Here is a 15,314-nt window from a genome sequence, read left to right on the forward strand (position 1 = left end):
CGGTGGAGCCGCCGGAGGAGGACGTCACACCGGACGACGACGACTGGAGGTCCGACGAGGAGGAGGATGAGGAAGACGAAGAGGACGAGCTGTCCGACGTAGAGGAACTGGAAGAAGAGGCCGACGGCGAGGGCGACGACGAACTGGTCGTCGTACCGGTGTTGCTCGCCGTCGTGTCCGCTTCCGCGTCCGACTGCATCGTGCCGACCAGGGCGAACACCCCGGCCGCCGCCGCCAGCGTGACCGCTGCCGTGGCGGCCGCGATGCGCCGCCTGCCTCTGCGGACCGCCGTAGCGGCCCCACGCTCCTTGACTGTCATGACCGTTCCCCTCCGCAGTGACGCTCTGTCACGTACTACGGTCGGGGACCAGCCTGAGAGAAGTCTGTGAGGCGCCCATACGCCTGCGCAGAACTCCCTGAGAGATCTCTTACAGAGCGGGCCGCGCGGTCAGGCGGGCGATCGCCTCGTCGACGGTCAGCTCCTCGCGCTCGCCGGTCCTGCGGTCCTTGAGCTCCAGGACGCCCTCGGCGGAGCGGCGGCCCGCGACCAGGATCTTCGGTACGCCGATCAGCTCGGAGTCGGTGAACTTCACGCCCGGGGAGACCCCGGCGCGGTCGTCGACCAGGACGCGCAGGCCGGCCTCGCGCAGCTTCTCCGAGACGTCCAGGGCGAGTTCGGTCTGGAGGGCCTTGCCGGCGGCGACCACGTGGACGTCGGCCGGGGCGACCTCGGCGGGCCAGCACAGGCCCTTGTCGTCGGCGGTCTGCTCGGCGAGGGCGGCCACCGCGCGGGAGACGCCGATGCCGTAGGAGCCCATGGTGACGCGGACCGGCTTGCCGTGCTGGCCGAGGACATCGAGCTTGAGGGCGTCGGCGTACTTGCGGCCGAGCTGGAAGATGTGGCCGATCTCGATGGCGCGGTCGAGCTTGAGGCCGGTGCCGCACTTGGGGCAGGGGTCGCCCTCGTTGACGACCACGACGTCGACGTACGTGTCGACCTCGAAGTCACGGCCGGCGACGACGTTCTTGGCGTGCGTGCCCGGCTTGTTGGCGCCGGTGATCCAGGAGGTGCCGGGGGCCACGCGCGGGTCGGCGATGTACGTGACCTTGTCACCCAGGCCCTGCGGGCCGACGTAGCCACGCACCAGGTCGGGGCGGCCGGTGAAGTCCTCCGCCGTCACCAACTCCACTGCGGCGGGGGCGAAATGGGCCTCGACCTTGCCCAGGTCGACCTCGCGGTCGCCGGGCACTCCTACGGCCACGATCTCGCCGTCGACCTTCACGAGGAGGTTCTTCAGGGTGGCGGAGGCCTCTACGCCGAGGTGGGCGGCGAGGGTCTCGATGGTGGGGGTGTCGGGGGTGGGGATCTCTTCGAGCGTGGGCACGTCGGTCGCGTCCACGGACGTCAACTCATACGTGATCGCTTCGGTGTTGGCGGCGAAGTCGCAGTTCGGGCAGTCCGCGAAGGTGTCCTCGCCGGCCTCGGCCGGGGCGAGGAACTCCTCCGACTTGGAGCCGCCCATCGCGCCCGCGGTGGCGGCGCAGATGCGGTAGTCGAGGCCCAGGCGTGCGAACACCTTCTGGTACGCCTGGCGGTGCAGGGCGTAGGAGTGGGCCAGGCCCTCGTCCTCGGTGTCGAAGGAGTACGAGTCCTTCATCAGGAACTCACGGCCGCGCAGGATGCCGGCGCGGGGGCGGGCCTCGTCGCGGTACTTGTGCTGGATCTGGTAGAGGATGACCGGCAGGTCCTTGTAGGAGGACGCCTGGTCCTTCACGATCAGCGTGAAGATCTCCTCGTGGGTGGGGCCGAGGAGGTAGTCGCCGCCCTTGCGGTCCTTGAGGCGGAACAGCTCGGGGCCGTACTCGTCCCAGCGGCCGGTCGCCTCGTACGGCTCCCGGGGCAGGATCGCGGGAAGCAGTACCTCCTGGGCGCCGATCGCGTCCATCTCCTCACGGACGATCCGCTCGACGTTGGACAGCACCTTCTTGCCCAGGGGCAGCCAGGACCAGATGCCGGCGGCGGTACGGCGGACGTACCCGGCCCGCACGAGCAGCTTGTGACTGAGGACCTCGGCGTCCGCCGGGTCGTCGCGCAGCGTCTTCGCCATCAACTGGGACATGCGCTGGACCGGTGCGTTCGCCATGGTTCCTGTACTCCTGCCGGGAAAGGGTGATGGCTAGGAGGTTAGCCGGGCGTGCTGTGCCGGTGGAAATCGGTTAGCGACGGCGGAGGGGCAGTGGGGCGCCCATGACGGCGTACGGCTTCGGGGCGCTGGGGAACAGGACCTGGCGGGCCAGGTCCTCGTAGCCGAGGGAGTGGTACAGGCCCCGGGCCGGGCTGTCCGTGTCGATCGCGGAGAGGATCGAGCGGGGTTCGGCGGCGGCGTCCGTGATGGTGGTGATCAGGGAACGGCCGAGGCCACGGTTCTGGAAGTGCGGGTGGACGTGCAGCTCGGTGATCACGAAGGAGTCGTCGAGCCAGGTGTCGTGGCCGCCGGAGCGGAGGTACGGCTCTACGACCGTGGACCACCAGTGGGTGCGGTTGTTGGGCATGCCGTAGACGAAGCCGACGAGGCGCTCCGCCGAGGTGGCGCCGAGGGCTCTCGCACCGGGGTAGGTCATATGGCGCAGGACGATTTGGCGACGTACCGCCACTTCGTCTGCACCGAGGCCGAAGGCGATGGCTTGGACTGCGAGGGCCTCGTCCACACGGGCCGAAAGGTCCAAGGGGCCGATCACGACGTCTTCGGGGTGGCGGTGGCCGTGACCGGGAAATCGCATGTGGGGAGAGTACAGGGGGGTAGCGGTTGTCGTTCGGGTGCGGGCCTTGTGTGGCTGGTCGCGCCCACGCGGCGGAGCCGCATATCGATACAGCCCCGCGCCCCCAAAGGCCCTTTAGAACAGGACGCTCATGAAGGCGCCGACCTCCTGGAAGCCCACCCTCAAGTACGCCCTTCTCGCTGGGGTGTTGAAGTCGTTGACGTAGAGGCTGACGACCGGGGCCACGTCCGCGAGGGCGTAGCGCAGTACCGATGCCATCGCCGGAGCCGCCACGCCCATCCCCCGGTACTCGGGGGCCACCCACACGCCCTGGATCTGGCAGGCCTGGGTCGTCGCGGCGCCGATCTCTGCCTTGAAGACGACCTTGCCGTAGTCGTCGAGGCGGGCGAACGAGCGGCCGGAGCCCACGAGTTCGGCCACTCGGGCCTGGTACAGGAGGCCGCCGTCGCCTGCCAGCGGGGAGACTCCGACCTCCTCGGTGAACATCGCCACGCACGCCGGCATGATCGTCTCCATCTCGTCCTTGCGGATGCGACGGACGTAGGGGTCGGGAGCGATGTCGGTGGGCATGCGGTCGGCGACCATGAGCGGTTGCTGGGCGCGGACCTCTCGGGCCGGGCCCCAGCTCGGTTCCAGCAGGCGCCACAACTGAGCGGTGGCCTCTGCGGGGCCGACGATCGAGGAGCAGCGGCGGCCCGCCCGGCGGGCGCGGTCCGCGAACGCGCGGATCGCCCGGGGGGTGGCGCAGATCGGGACGAGGTTGGCGCCCGCGTAGCAGAGGGACGTCAGCATGCCGTCCTCGTACCAGCCCCACATTTCGCCGCCGAGGCGCCACGGGTCCAGGCCCGCGACCTGTACCCGCGAGGTCACGAAGGCGTTCGTGACCGGCTCGCGGTCCAGCACGGCGAGCGCGGCTTCCAGGTCGCTCGGTTCGAGCACCCGAGAGGTGGTCTGGGTCAACACGTACGGGACCTCACCCTGAGGGTCTGCTGATCTCCGCACTGTACCTGCGGAAGCTGAGCGGTGCCGCCCCGTACCGCTTGCTTTTCAGTGGGGGTGGGGTAGGTGGGCGTCTGGGGGCTGCCGCCCCCAGGCCCCCGCTGTCGGCCTGGACGGCCTCGTCCTCAATCGCCGGACGGGCTGATGATGCCGACCGGCGCTGACAAGCGAAGCCCGAGAGCTGAGGCGTAGAGCCCAAGAACCCTCGGGCGAAGCCCAGAAGCCTTTTCAGCCCGCCACCGCGACCGTCGGCTCCCCCGAAGCCACCCCGTCCGCCTCCATCTGCTCGGCGATCTTCATCGCTTCCTCGATGAGGGTCTCGACGATCTTCGACTCGGGGACGGTCTTGATGACCTCGCCCTTGACGAAGATCTGGCCCTTGCCGTTGCCGGAGGCGACGCCGAGGTCGGCCTCGCGGGCCTCGCCCGGACCGTTCACCACGCAGCCCATGACGGCCACGCGCAGCGGGACCTCCATGCCCTCCAGGCCCGCCGTGACCTCCTCGGCCAGCTTGTAGACGTCGACCTGGGCGCGACCGCAGGAGGGGCAGGAGACGATCTCCAGGCGGCGGGGCTTGAGGTTCAGGGACTCCAGGATCTGGAGGCCGACCTTGATCTCCTCCACCGGCGGGGCCGACAGGGAGACGCGGATCGTGTCGCCGATGCCCTGGCTGAGCAGCGCACCGAAGGCCACCGCCGACTTGATCGTGCCCTGGAACGCCGGGCCCGCCTCCGTCACGCCGAGGTGGAGCGGGTAGTCGCACTGGGCGGCGAGCTGGCGGTACGCCTCGACCATCACGACCGGGTCGTTGTGCTTCACCGAGATCTTGATGTCCTGGAAGCCGTGCTCCTCGAAGAGGGACGCTTCCCAGAGGGCGGACTCGGCCAGCGCCTCGGGAGTCGCCTTGCCGTACTTCTTCAGCAGTCGCGCGTCCAGCGAGCCCGCGTTCACGCCGATACGGATCGGCGTGCCGTGGTCCTTCGCGGCGCGCGCGATCTCCTTGACCTTGTCATCGAACTGCTTGATGTTGCCGGGGTTCACGCGGACCGCCGCGCAGCCCGCCTCGATCGCGGCGAACACGTACTTCGGCTGGAAGTGGATGTCCGCGATGACCGGGATCTGCGACTTGCGGGCGATGGTGGCCAGCGCGTCGGCGTCGTCCTGCGTGGGGCAGGCCACGCGCACGATCTGGCAGCCGGACGCGGTCAGCTCGGCGATCTGCTGGAGCGTGGCGCCGATGTCCGACGTACGGGTGGTCGTCATGGACTGCACGGACACCGGCGCGTCGCCGCCGACCGCCACGGATCCGACCTGGATCTGCCGGCTCTTGCGGCGCTCGGCGAGCCTGGTCGGAACGGACGGAATGCCGAGAGAAATCGCAGTCATCTGCTGTGCAACCCCAAGTCGTGGATCAAGGCCCCGGTCCCGGAACAGCGGGCTCCAGGCTTCGAGATTACGTCAACCGTGCGGGCCCGAGCACATCCCGGCCGTAAACCCACTCAATGGAGGGCGGCCCCACATCAAGGATGTGAGGCCGCCACGAACTACGAATGACTAGGAGATTTTCACCGGGTTAACCACGTCCGCCACGAGGACGAGCAACGTGAAGCAGACGAAGATCCCCGCCACCACATACGCGACCGGCATCAGCTTCGCCACGTCGAACGGGCCCGGGTCCGGGCGCTTGAGCACCTTCGCCAGATTGCGGCGCAGGGCCTCCCACAGCGCGCCCGCGACATGGCCGCCGTCGAGCGGGAGCAGCGGGAGCATGTTGAAGAGGAAGAGGGAGAGGTTGAAGCCTGCCACCAGCATCAGGGCCATCGCCAGCTGCTGGGTGGGCGGGATGTCGAGGGTGAAGATCTCGCCGCCCACGCGGGCCGCGCCGACCACGCCCATCGGGGAGTCGGCCTGGCGGGGGGCGCCGTCGAAGGCCGCGTTCCACAGGGCCGGGATCTTGCCGGGGAGGGCCGCGATGGAGTCGACGGCCTCGCCCATGCGGTCTCCCATCCAGGTGACCGAGTCGCCGAAGTCCTGGCGGACGATGCCGGTGGCCGCGCTGAAGCCGAGGAAGCCCGCGGTGACGTACTGGCCCTGGACGATCTGGCCGCTGGAGTCCTTCTTGGCGACCTGGTTGCTCGCGATCTTCGCGTGCAGGGTGACGTCCTGGCCCTTGCGCTCGACGACGATCGGAACCGTCTTGCCGGGAGCGGCTCGGATCAGGTCGGAGAGCTTGTTCCAGTCGGTCGTCTTGACGCCGTTGAAGCTGAGGATCTTGTCGCCCGCCTTGAGGCCCGCCGCGGCGGCCGGGGAGGCGGCGTCGGTCGACTTGCAGGTGTCGCGGTTCTGGCTCTGCGCGATCACGCACTGGGAGACCGAGCTGACCGTGTTGGTCTGCTGCGAGATCCCGAAGCCCATCAGGACGGTGAGGAAGAGCGCCACCGCCAGGATGAGGTTCATGAACGGGCCCGCGAACATCACGATGACCCGTTTCCAGGGTTTGCGGGTGTAGAAGAGGCGGGTCTCGTCGCCGGGCTGGAGTTCCTCGAAGGCCGCCGAGCGGGCGTCCTCGATCATGCTGCGCCAGGGCGAGGTGGAGCGGGCCGAGATCCGGCCGTCGTCGCCGGGCGGGAACATGCCGATCATGCGGATATAGCCGCCGAACGGGATGGCCTTGAACCCGTACTCGGTGTCGCCCTTCTTCCGGGACCAGATGGTCGGGCCGAAGCCGACCATGTACTGGGGCACCCGGATGCCGAAGAGCTTCGCCGTCGAGAGATGCCCCAGCTCGTGCCAGGCGATCGAGACCAGCAGGCCGACCGCGAAGACGACTATGCCGAGGATCATCATCAGGGCTGTCATGCACGCGCCTCCGCGTTCGCCGTGGTCGTCTGCGCTGTCAGTTCGCGGGCCCGGGCACGCGCCCAGGTCTCCGCTTCGAGGACGTCCGGCACGGTGAGCGAGGTTCCCGTGGCCGGTGTCCCGTGTTCCTCGACCACCCGTGTCACCGTCTCCATGATTCCGTTGAACGGCAGCGCGCCCGCGCGGAACGCCTCCACGCACTCCTCGTTCGCCGCATTGAACACCGCCGGGGCCGTGCCCGCGAGCTGTCCCACCTGCCGGGCGAGGCCGACGGAGGGGAACGCCTCGGTGTCGAGCGGGAAGAACTCCCACGTCGAGGCCTTGCTCCAGTCGAACGCGGGCGCCGCGTCGGGGACCCGCTCGGGCCAGCCGAGCCCGATGGCGATCGGCCCGCGCATGTCGGGGGGCGTCGCCTGGGCGATCGTCGATCCGTCGTTGAATTCCACCATCGAGTGGACATACGACTGCGGGTGCACGACCACCTCAATGCGATCGAAGGGAATGTCGTACAGCAGGTGTGCCTCGATCACTTCGAGCCCCTTGTTCACCAGGGTCGCGGAGTTGATCGTGATCACCGGGCCCATCGCCCACGTGGGGTGCGCGAGGGCGTCCTCGACCGTCACGTTCGCCAATTCCGCCTTCGTACGACCCCGGAAGGGGCCGCCGGACGCGGTGACGACGAGCTTGCGGACGTCGGCGCGGGTGCCTGCCGCGAGGGCCTGGAAGAGGGCCGCGTGCTCGGAGTCGACCGGGATGATCTGGCCGGGCTTCGCGAGGGCCTTCACCAGCGGGCCGCCGACGATGAGCGACTCCTTGTTGGCGAGCGCGAGGACGCGGCCCGCCTCCAGGGCGGCGAGGGTGGGCGCGAGGCCGATGGAGCCGGTGATGCCGTTCAGCACGGTGTGGCAGTCGGAGGCGGCGACCTGCGTGGCCGCGTCCGGTCCGGCCAGGATCTCGGGGAGCGGCTCCCCGGTGCCGTACTGCGCCGCGAGCGCTTCGCGCAGTGCCGGTACGGCGTCCTCGCGGGCGACCGCGACCGTCCGCACCCTGAGCCGGTACGCCTGCTCGGCGAGGAGTCCGACCCGGCCGCCGTTGGCGGAGAGTGCGGTGACCCGGAAACGGTCCGGGTTGCGCAGCACCAGGTCGATGGCCTGGGTGCCGATGGACCCGGTGGAGCCGAGGATCACCAGGGCCTTGGGACCGTCGCCCACGACGGGGTCGTAGACGAGATGTGGGTCGGCGAGGGGTGCTGGACTGTCGCTCATCCCTCCATTGTTGCCGCAACGGGTGGCCAGGTGGACAGCGGTTCCCTCGGGCGGGTGGCTTATCGGCTCTCGTCGGTGATTGAAGGGAAATCCCCCTTTGTGAATACGGCGTGAAGGTCTTGTGATAACACTTCAGTCCTGCGCCGGTGGCCGACCGGCGCGTGGACGACATCCTGGGGGGATTCTCCATGCGGATACGCACTGCCCTGCCCGCGCTCGCGGGCGCCGCGATACTCACCGGCACACTGCTGAGCACCCCGGCCGAGGCCGCCGGCGGGGTCACGATCTACCACGTCTGGTTCGACAGCCCGGGCTCGGACCACGGCTCCAACACGAGCCTCAACGCCGAGTGGGTGCAGATCAAGAACACCAGCCGGTCGGCGATCTCGCTCAAGGGGTGGGTCCTCAAGGACGTCTCGAACCACCGCTATGTCTTCAAGAACATCAAGATCGGCGCCGGCAAGTACATCAAGGTGCACACCGGCAAGGGCTCGGACACCGCGTCGAACACGTACCAGAACCGCGGCTGGTACGTCTGGAACAACACCAGCGACACGGCGGCGCTGACCAGAGCGACCGGCAGCAAGGTCGACACCTGTTCGTGGACGACGCGGGATCCGAGCGACAAGTACTGCTGATCCGAGGTCAGTTGACGGGTCGGTGCACATTCTCCGCCTTGGACGGGCCCGGGGTCGTGTCGGCGATCCACGGGCCCTCGCCCGACGGGTCGACGATCCCTTCCTCCAGCCAGGTGTACGCGCCGCCCATGACTCCCTTGACCACCTTGCGGTCGAGGTCGTCGGTGTTGGTCCAGAGGCGGCCGAAGAGTTCCTCGATCCGGATGCGGGACTGTTCGCAGAAGGCGTCGGCGAGTTGGTAGGCCTCGCGGCCGTGTTCGCCCTGGGTGCGCAGGAGTTCGGCCCGTACGCAGACCGCGCTCATCGCGAACAGTTCCGCGCCGATGTCGACGATCCGACCCAGGAAGCCCTGCTTGGTCTCCATGCGGCCCTGCCAGCGGGACATGGCGTAGAAGGTGGAGCGGGCGAGCTTGCGGGCACCTCGCTCGACGTAACGCAGGTGCTTGGAGAGGTCGATGCCGTGGCGGAACTCACCGTAGGTGCCCGGGAGTTGGCCGCTGCCCGCGACCAGCTTCGGGAGCCACTTGGCGTAGAAGACACCGGCGCCCGCGCCCGCTTTCGCCTTGTCCGAAAGGGACTTGTCCGGGTCGATGAGGTCGCCGGCGACCTTGAGGTGGGCGTCGACGGCCTCGCGGGCGATGAGGAGATGCATGATCTCCGTCGAGCCCTCGAAGATGCGGTTGATCCGGAGGTCGCGCAGGACTTGTTCGGCGGGGACGGCCTTCTCGCCGCGGGCCGCGAGCGATTCGGCCGTCTCGAAGCCCCGGCCGCCGCGGATCTGGACCAGCTCGTCGGCCATCAGCCAGCCCATCTCGGAGGCGAAGAGCTTGGCGAGCGCGCCCTCGATGCGGATGTCGTTGCGGTCCTCGTCGGCCATCTGCGAGGAGAGGTCGAGTACGGCCTCCAGGGCGAAGGTCGTCGCCGCGATGAAGGAGATCTTCTTGCCCACGGCCTCGTGCTCGGCGATCGGCCTGCCCCACTGTTCCCGGGCCGCCGACCACTCGCGGGCGATCTTCAGACACCACTTGCCGGCCGCGACGCAGGACGCGGGGAGGGAGAGGCGGCCGGTGTTGAGGGTGGTGAGGGCGATCTTCAGGCCCGCGCCCTCGGGGCCGATGCGGTTGGCGGCGGGGACCCGGACCTGGTGGAAGCGGGTGACGCCGTTCTCGATGCCGCGCAGGCCCATGAAGGCGTTGCGGTTCTCGACGGTGATGCCGGGCGAGTCGGCCTCCACGACGAACGCCGTGATACCGCCCTTGCCTTCGTCGGTCTTCGGCACCCGGGCCATCACGACCAGCAGATCGGCGACCACGCCGTTGGTGGTCCACAGCTTCACGCCGTCGAGGACGTACGCGTCCCCGTCCCGCACCGCGCTGGTCGCCAGGCGGGCCGGGTCGGAGCCGACGTCCGGCTCGGTGAGCAGGAAGGCGCTGATGTCGGTGCGGGCGCAGCGCGGCAGGAACTCGGCCTTCTGCTCGTCGGTGCCGAACAGCTTCAGCGGCTGCGGTACGCCGATCGACTGATGTGCCGAGAGCAGCACGCCGACCGCCGGGCAGGCCGAACCCGCCAGCGCCAGCGCCTTGTTGTAGTACACCTGGGTGAGGCCGAGGCCGCCGTACTTGGTGTCGATCTTCATGCCGAGGGCGCCGAGCTCCTTGAGGCCGGCGATGACCTCGTCGGGGATGCGGGCCTCGCGTTCGACGCGGGCGGCGTCGATCCCCGTCTCGCAGAAGACGCGCAGCCTCGCGAGGAACTCCTCGCCGCGCCGCACGTCCTCGTCGGGCGGGAGCGGGTGGGGGTGGATGAGGTCGAGCCGGAAGCGGCCGAGGAACAGTTCCTTGGCGAAGCTGGGCTTGCGCCAGTCCTGTTCCCGGGCGGCCTCCGCCACCTGCCGGGCCTCTCGCTCGGTGACGGTGGGTTTGCTGGGTGGAGCGGACATGAGGCTCACCTCGCCGCGAATCGGACCCTCGGTGCCGTGTGGTTACCGATGGGTGCTACCCGTTCGTATGTACCCGATCCGCCGCGAAGCGGCCACCCTTCGCGCGTCCGTTCAGCCGATGTCGACGGAGTACGCCTTTGTGTCAAGGCGCCCCGAACCCTTGAAGACCTCGGTGCCGGACTCGATGCCGGAGAGGTACTTGTCGTTGCTGAGCAGCTTGCGGCGGACCAGGGCCTGGGTGAAGTCGTCGATGTTGAGGGTGGCCTTGGTGGTGTTGGCCCGGCGCACGAAGGAGTAGACGTTCCAGCCGATGTCGCCCTGGTAGATGTCCCACATCGCGCCGTCGAGGCTGACGCTGCCGTACTTGGTGCCGAGCGGGCCCGCGCCGCCCTGCCGGTTGAGCCAGATCATGATCTCGTCGGTGGGCTGGTCGGCCCAGTCGGCGGTGTTCTTCGAGTGCAGCCACAGGTCGTAGGCGACATCGAGCGTGCCGGGGTTGCTGCTGAGCGTGAAGTCCCAGGTCGTCTTCACCGGCTTGCGGTCGCCGACCCGGATCGGCAGTCCGGTGGTCGCCTTGTCGACCTTCCAGCCCCAGTGCCAGCCGAGGACGGTACTCGCGTACGACTTCACGTCCGCGTCCGTGCCCTTGCTGTTGTTGGCCCAGCTGAAGGACGTCCCCCACGAAATCGTGGACCCCGACTGGGAGTTGTCCCACACGCACTGGCTGCCGGTGGCCTTGTCCTGGCCCCAGAGGTTGTTGTTCACGTAGTACTTGCCGAGCGTGACGGTGTCGAAGGCCCCGCACTTCTTGCTCGTCTCGCCCGCCTGGGCGACGGTGACGCCGGCGAGCGCCGTGAGCGCGACCGCGCCCGCGGCCAGCACCTTCGCCTTCTTCGAGAGACGGGGTCTGCGGTGTTGCATCGGGGGTCCTTCCGGGGGACGGTTCGTCTACGGCCCGTCAGCGGCCGTTACGACCTTCCAGTGGCCGCCGAGCCACCCGGAGGTTGCCTTCCGTCGCGGAGAATCTCGCTGAACCGGCCTCGGAGCCGACCTCGACGAGAAAGTGTCGAAGCGCTTCGACAACCTATGGACACCCACACCGCCTGAAGCTAATGTCGAACCACCCTCACTCGCCCTTGTCAGCAACGCGCACTGTCGAAGCGCTTCACAAAGCTTGGAGAGCTGGATGGTCACCCTCGCCGAGGTCGCCCAGCACGCCGGAGTCTCGGCGAGCACGGTGAGCTATGTCCTCAGCGGCAAGCGGTCCATCTCCGGAGCCACCCGGCAGCGGGTCGAGCAGAGCATCCGCGAGCTGGGCTACCACCCGAACGCGGGCGCCCGCGCCCTGGCCAGCAGCCGGTCGAACATCATCGCGCTGATGGTGCCGCTGCGCACGGACATGTACGTACCGGTGATGATGGAGATCGCCATCGCCGTCGCGACCACCGCCCGGCTGCACGGCTACGACGTGCTGCTGCTCACCGGCGAGGAGGGCCCCGACGCGGTCCGCCGGGTCACCGGCAGCGGGCTCGCCGACGCGATGATCCTGATGGACGTCGAACTCGCCGACGAGCGGCTGCCGTTGCTGCGCGGCACCGACCAACCCTCGGTACTCATCGGCCTCCCCGCCGACACCACCGGACTGACCTGCGTCGACCTCGACTTCGGGGCGACCGGCGCGCTGTGCGTCGAGCACCTCGCTAAGCTCGGTCACCAGGACATCGCTGTCATCGGCGAGGCACCCGCCGTCTACGAACGGCACACCGGTTTCGCCGAACGCACCCTCGACGGACTCCGGTCCAGGGCACGGGAGTTGGACCTCCGGGTACTGCACCGGCCGTGCGAGGGCGGGTACGACGCGATGGCGGTGACGCTGGCCCGGATCTTCGACGAGCGCCCCGGCACCACGGGCTTCGTCGTGCAGAACGAGTCGGCGGTCGAGCCGCTGCTCGCGCTGCTGCGCCAGCAGGGCCGCGCCGTGCCGGAGGACGTGTCGGTGGTCGCGGTCTGCCCCGACCAGGTCGCCACCCAGGCCTCGGTGCGGCTGACGTCCGTCGCCATCCCCGCGCAGGAGATGGGGCGTTACGCCGTGGAGCACCTGGTGGCCAAGCTGGACGGCCGCGGCAGCGACGAAGTCGTGCTGATCGCACCGGAGTTGACGGTGCGGGCGAGTACGGGGCCGGCGCCGTCGGCTTCTTGACCAGCCACGCTCCACGTGTTTGTGCGGTTTCCCCCTGTCTGCTTTCCTCCAGGAGCACTCCTCGTGAATCTGCCTGCCGATATCCAGTCCGAGGTCAGTCTCGCGCAGTCCTCCCCCACCATCGGCACGTTCCGTGAGCGGGACGGCGCGCTGGAGTGGAGCGGCCGTCAGGAGACCCTACGGATCGAGCCCTGGGGTCCGGACGCGGTCCGGGTACGGGCCCGGCTCGGCGGACCGATCCTCGACGGGCTCCCCGGTGCCCTTCTCGACGAACCTCCCGCCGCGGACGGCTCGATCAAGATCGGCGACGGTGAAGCACAGCTGACCGTGGGCGAGTTGACCGTCCACGTCGACGCCGAGGGACTGATCCGTTTCCTGCGCACCGAGGACTCCGCCGAACTCCTCGCGGAGGCCCGCGCCCACTTCTGGTGGCCCGGCTCGCGCCTCTACACGGCGGTCGGCAACGGCCATCACCGCCTGGAACAGCGCTTCGCCGCCTACGAGGACGAGAAGCTGTACGGCCTCGGGCAGCACCAGCACGGGCAGTTGGACCAGAAGGGGCTGGTCCTCGACCTAGTGCAGCGCAACGCCGAGGTCGGCATCCCGGTACTCGTCTCCAGCCGCGGTTACACCCTGCTGTGGAACAACCCGGCGATCGGACGGGTCGAGCTGGCAGGCAACGGCACGCGCTGGGTGGCCGATTCGGCCCGGCAGATCGACTACTGGATCACCGCGGGCGACCCGGCCGACGGCCAGCGCCGCTACAGCGCGGTGACGGGCCGTACGCCGATGCTGCCGACGTGGGCGGCGGGCTTCTGGCAGTGCAAGCTGCGCTACCGCACCCAGGCCGAACTCCTCGCCGTGGCACGGGAGTACAAGCGCCGCGAGCTGCCCCTCTCCGCGATCGTCTGCGACTTCTTCCACTGGACGCACCTGGGCGACTGGAAGTTCGACCCGGCGGAGTGGCCCGACCCGGCGGCCATGGTGCGCGAACTCGACGAGCTGGGTGTGAAGTTGGTGGTGAGCGTCTGGCCGTCGGTGTCGCCGCTGAGCGAGAACCATGGCGTACTGGAACAGCGCGGCTACCTCATCGGCACGCAGTACGGGCCGATGGCCCACGCCGACTGGCCGGACAAGGGCGTCGCGTCGACCGTCCAGGTCGCCTTCTACGACGCGACCAACCCCGGGGCCCGCGAGTTCCTGTGGGCGAAGATCCGCGACAACTACCTTGTGCCGTACGGCATCACGGCCTTCTGGCTGGACGCCTGCGAGCCGGAGCTGAAGCCGGGCTTCCAGGAGAACCTGCGCTACTGGGCGGGCCCTGGCCTGGAGGTCGGCAACATCTATCCGGCCGAGAACTCCCGTACGTTCCACGAAGGACTGCTGTCCGAGGGGGAATCGGAGATCATCACCCTCAACCGCTCGGCGTGGGCGGGCAGTCAGCGCTACGGCGCCGCGCTGTGGTCGGGTGACATCGGCACCGACTTCCCGACCCTGCGCCGCCAGATCGCCGCGGGCCTCAACACCGCGCTGTCCGGCATCCCTTGGTGGAACACGGACATCGGCGGCTTCCACGGCGGCGACCCGGACGACCCGGCGTACCAGGAAGTCATGGTCCGCTGGTTTCAGTTCGGCGCGCTCTCACCGCTGATGCGCCTGCACGGCTTCCGCGACCCGGGCATGCCGCTCGGCCCCGACATGACGGGCGGCCCCAACGAGGTCTGGTCGTACGGCGATCGGGCCCTCCCCGTCCTGGAGAAGTACCTGCGGCTGCGCGAGCGCCTGAAGCCCTACGTCCTCGATGTGATGCGGGCCGCGCACGAGGAGGGGCTGCCGGTGATGCGGCCGCTGTTCCTGGAGTTCCCCGGGGACCCGGCGGCCTGGTCGGTGGACGACGCGTATCTCTTCGGCCCCGACCTGCTGGTGGCCCCGGTGCTCACGGCGGGCGCCACGGCCCGTACGGCCTATCTCCCGGCGGGCGCCTGGTGGACGGACGCGTGGACGGGCGAGACGTACGAGGGCGGCACGGCCGTGACGGTCGACGCCCCGCTGGACCGTATCCCGCTGTTCCTGCGGGACGGGGCGACGCTGCCGATCGCGGAGTAGCCGCGTCCGCAGGGGAGTTGGACCGCTCCTCCGGGCGGCCCCGCCGGCCGTGACGCTTCCGTTGCGCGGAACTGTGGGCTCCGTCACAGCCGTGCCGATCTTGTTCTGGTGGACTCCTGCGATGGTCCTACGCAAGCTCGCCGGGGCGGCGGGCCTGGCCGCGTTCGCCCTGTATCTGTGGGGTCTGCTCTACGTGCTGGGCGCGCTGTTCCAGGCCGAGGACGGCGGTGCCAACTCCTCGCCGATACTGCCCTGCCGTACGACCAACGGGGAGGAGGGCGGGCCGGAGGACCCCAGAGCCGCCCAAGTCGTGGACTACTCCGTGGACTTCGTCCCGCTCAGGTTCGTCTGCGAGACGACGGGCGGGGGAAGCTATGTCACCCGCACGGTTCCCGGCTACGTCAACCCGGCCGTGGGCGGCCTCGTGCTCGCCGCGCTCGGCTGCTGGGTCGCCGCGCTCGTCGTCGCGGAGCCGCCCGGCCCCCGCGGAGTGCGGGGACCGGGCGGCTGAGCGGTACTGGGGTGGG

The 15,314-nt window shown here is 69.3% G+C and carries 13 protein-coding genes; 5 read left to right on the top strand and 8 right to left on the bottom strand.

Features of this window, described 5'->3' with window-relative positions; translation table 11 throughout:
* Positions 1–2: 2 nt before the first annotated feature.
* Positions 3–389: a hypothetical protein gene (locus tag ACWIHT_RS19295; protein WP_456169321.1), complete on the top strand. Its 387-nt coding sequence runs from the start codon at positions 3–5 to the stop codon at positions 387–389.
* Positions 390–428: 39 nt separating this feature from the next.
* Here the strand turns inward: ACWIHT_RS19295 and ACWIHT_RS19300 are convergent, their stop codons facing one another.
* From ACWIHT_RS19300 to dxr, 6 genes are all read right to left on the bottom strand, one after another.
* A complete protein-coding gene (locus ACWIHT_RS19300; protein ID WP_456169322.1) occupies positions 429–2,144 on the bottom strand; it encodes a proline--tRNA ligase in 1,716 nt (571 codons plus the stop codon).
* 73 nt (positions 2,145–2,217) lie between these two features.
* Entirely contained in the window at positions 2,218–2,781 is a 564-nt protein-coding gene (locus ACWIHT_RS19305) for a GNAT family N-acetyltransferase (protein ID WP_456169323.1), read from the bottom strand.
* 114 nt (positions 2,782–2,895) lie between these two features.
* Positions 2,896–3,744 (bottom strand): GNAT family N-acetyltransferase, encoded by an 849-nt coding sequence (locus ACWIHT_RS19310; RefSeq protein WP_456169324.1) that lies wholly within the window; start codon positions 3,742–3,744, stop codon positions 2,896–2,898.
* Between the two features lie 264 nt (positions 3,745–4,008).
* Complete coding sequence (gene ispG, locus ACWIHT_RS19315) at positions 4,009–5,166, bottom strand: flavodoxin-dependent (E)-4-hydroxy-3-methylbut-2-enyl-diphosphate synthase (protein ID WP_019074797.1); 1,158 nt, start codon at positions 5,164–5,166, stop codon at positions 4,009–4,011.
* A 168-nt stretch (positions 5,167–5,334) separates the two neighbouring features.
* Entirely contained in the window at positions 5,335–6,627 is a 1,293-nt protein-coding gene (locus ACWIHT_RS19320; protein ID WP_456169645.1) for a M50 family metallopeptidase, read from the bottom strand.
* An 8-nt stretch (positions 6,628–6,635) separates the two neighbouring features.
* On the bottom strand, positions 6,636–7,904 hold the full coding sequence (dxr, locus tag ACWIHT_RS19325; RefSeq protein ID WP_456169325.1) for a 1-deoxy-D-xylulose-5-phosphate reductoisomerase: 1,269 nt from the start codon (positions 7,902–7,904) through the stop codon (positions 6,636–6,638).
* A gap of 188 nt (positions 7,905–8,092) precedes the next feature.
* Here dxr and ACWIHT_RS19330 point away from each other — a divergent pair, with 188 nt between their 5' ends.
* Entirely contained in the window at positions 8,093–8,542 is a 450-nt protein-coding gene (locus tag ACWIHT_RS19330; RefSeq protein ID WP_456169326.1) for a lamin tail domain-containing protein, read from the top strand.
* Positions 8,543–8,549: 7 nt separating this feature from the next.
* On the opposite strand, the gene ACWIHT_RS19335 is transcribed toward ACWIHT_RS19330, so the two are convergent.
* The gene (locus ACWIHT_RS19335) at positions 8,550–10,481 is read right to left on the bottom strand and encodes an acyl-CoA dehydrogenase family protein (RefSeq protein WP_456169328.1); all 1,932 of its coding nucleotides are present in this window, start codon (positions 10,479–10,481) and stop codon (positions 8,550–8,552) included.
* 111 nt (positions 10,482–10,592) lie between these two features.
* Positions 10,593–11,402 carry a GH12 family glycosyl hydrolase domain-containing protein gene (locus ACWIHT_RS19340; protein WP_456169329.1) on the bottom strand — a complete coding sequence of 270 codons (810 nt, stop codon included), beginning with the start codon at positions 11,400–11,402 and terminating at the stop codon, positions 10,593–10,595.
* Positions 11,403–11,667: 265 nt separating this feature from the next.
* Between ACWIHT_RS19340 and ACWIHT_RS19345 the strand changes: the two genes are divergently transcribed.
* The 3 genes from ACWIHT_RS19345 (at position 11,668) to ACWIHT_RS19355 (ending at position 15,298) form a co-directional block, all read left to right on the top strand.
* On the top strand, positions 11,668–12,681 hold the full coding sequence (locus ACWIHT_RS19345) for a LacI family DNA-binding transcriptional regulator (protein ID WP_456169330.1): 1,014 nt from the start codon (positions 11,668–11,670) through the stop codon (positions 12,679–12,681).
* A gap of 63 nt (positions 12,682–12,744) precedes the next feature.
* A complete protein-coding gene (locus ACWIHT_RS19350) occupies positions 12,745–14,787 on the top strand; it encodes a glycoside hydrolase family 31 protein (RefSeq protein ID WP_456169332.1) in 2,043 nt (680 codons plus the stop codon).
* A 121-nt stretch (positions 14,788–14,908) separates the two neighbouring features.
* Positions 14,909–15,298, top strand: coding sequence for a hypothetical protein (locus tag ACWIHT_RS19355; RefSeq protein ID WP_456169333.1), 390 nt, complete (start codon positions 14,909–14,911; stop codon positions 15,296–15,298).
* Positions 15,299–15,314 lie beyond the last annotated feature (16 nt).

The sequence above is a fragment of the Streptomyces sp. NPDC002276 genome (genome assembly GCF_053891435.1).

Coding starts and splice junctions, on each gene's coding strand:
- ACWIHT_RS19300 (WP_456169322.1), bottom strand. CDS start 2,144: ATGGCGAACGCACCGGTCCAGCGCATGTCCCAGTTGATGGCGAAGACG.
- ACWIHT_RS19305 (WP_456169323.1), bottom strand. CDS start 2,781: ATGCGATTTCCCGGTCACGGCCACCGCCACCCCGAAGACGTCGTGATC.
- ispG (WP_019074797.1), bottom strand. CDS start 5,166: ATGACTGCGATTTCTCTCGGCATTCCGTCCGTTCCGACCAGGCTCGCC.
- ACWIHT_RS19320 (WP_456169645.1), bottom strand. CDS start 6,627: ATGATGATCCTCGGCATAGTCGTCTTCGCGGTCGGCCTGCTGGTCTCG.
- dxr (WP_456169325.1), bottom strand. CDS start 7,904: ATGAGCGACAGTCCAGCACCCCTCGCCGACCCACATCTCGTCTACGAC.
- ACWIHT_RS19330 (WP_456169326.1), top strand. CDS start 8,093: ATGCGGATACGCACTGCCCTGCCCGCGCTCGCGGGCGCCGCGATACTC.
- ACWIHT_RS19335 (WP_456169328.1), bottom strand. CDS start 10,481: ATGTCCGCTCCACCCAGCAAACCCACCGTCACCGAGCGAGAGGCCCGG.
- ACWIHT_RS19340 (WP_456169329.1), bottom strand. CDS start 11,402: ATGCAACACCGCAGACCCCGTCTCTCGAAGAAGGCGAAGGTGCTGGCC.
- ACWIHT_RS19345 (WP_456169330.1), top strand. CDS start 11,668: ATGGTCACCCTCGCCGAGGTCGCCCAGCACGCCGGAGTCTCGGCGAGC.
- ACWIHT_RS19355 (WP_456169333.1), top strand. CDS start 14,909: ATGGTCCTACGCAAGCTCGCCGGGGCGGCGGGCCTGGCCGCGTTCGCC.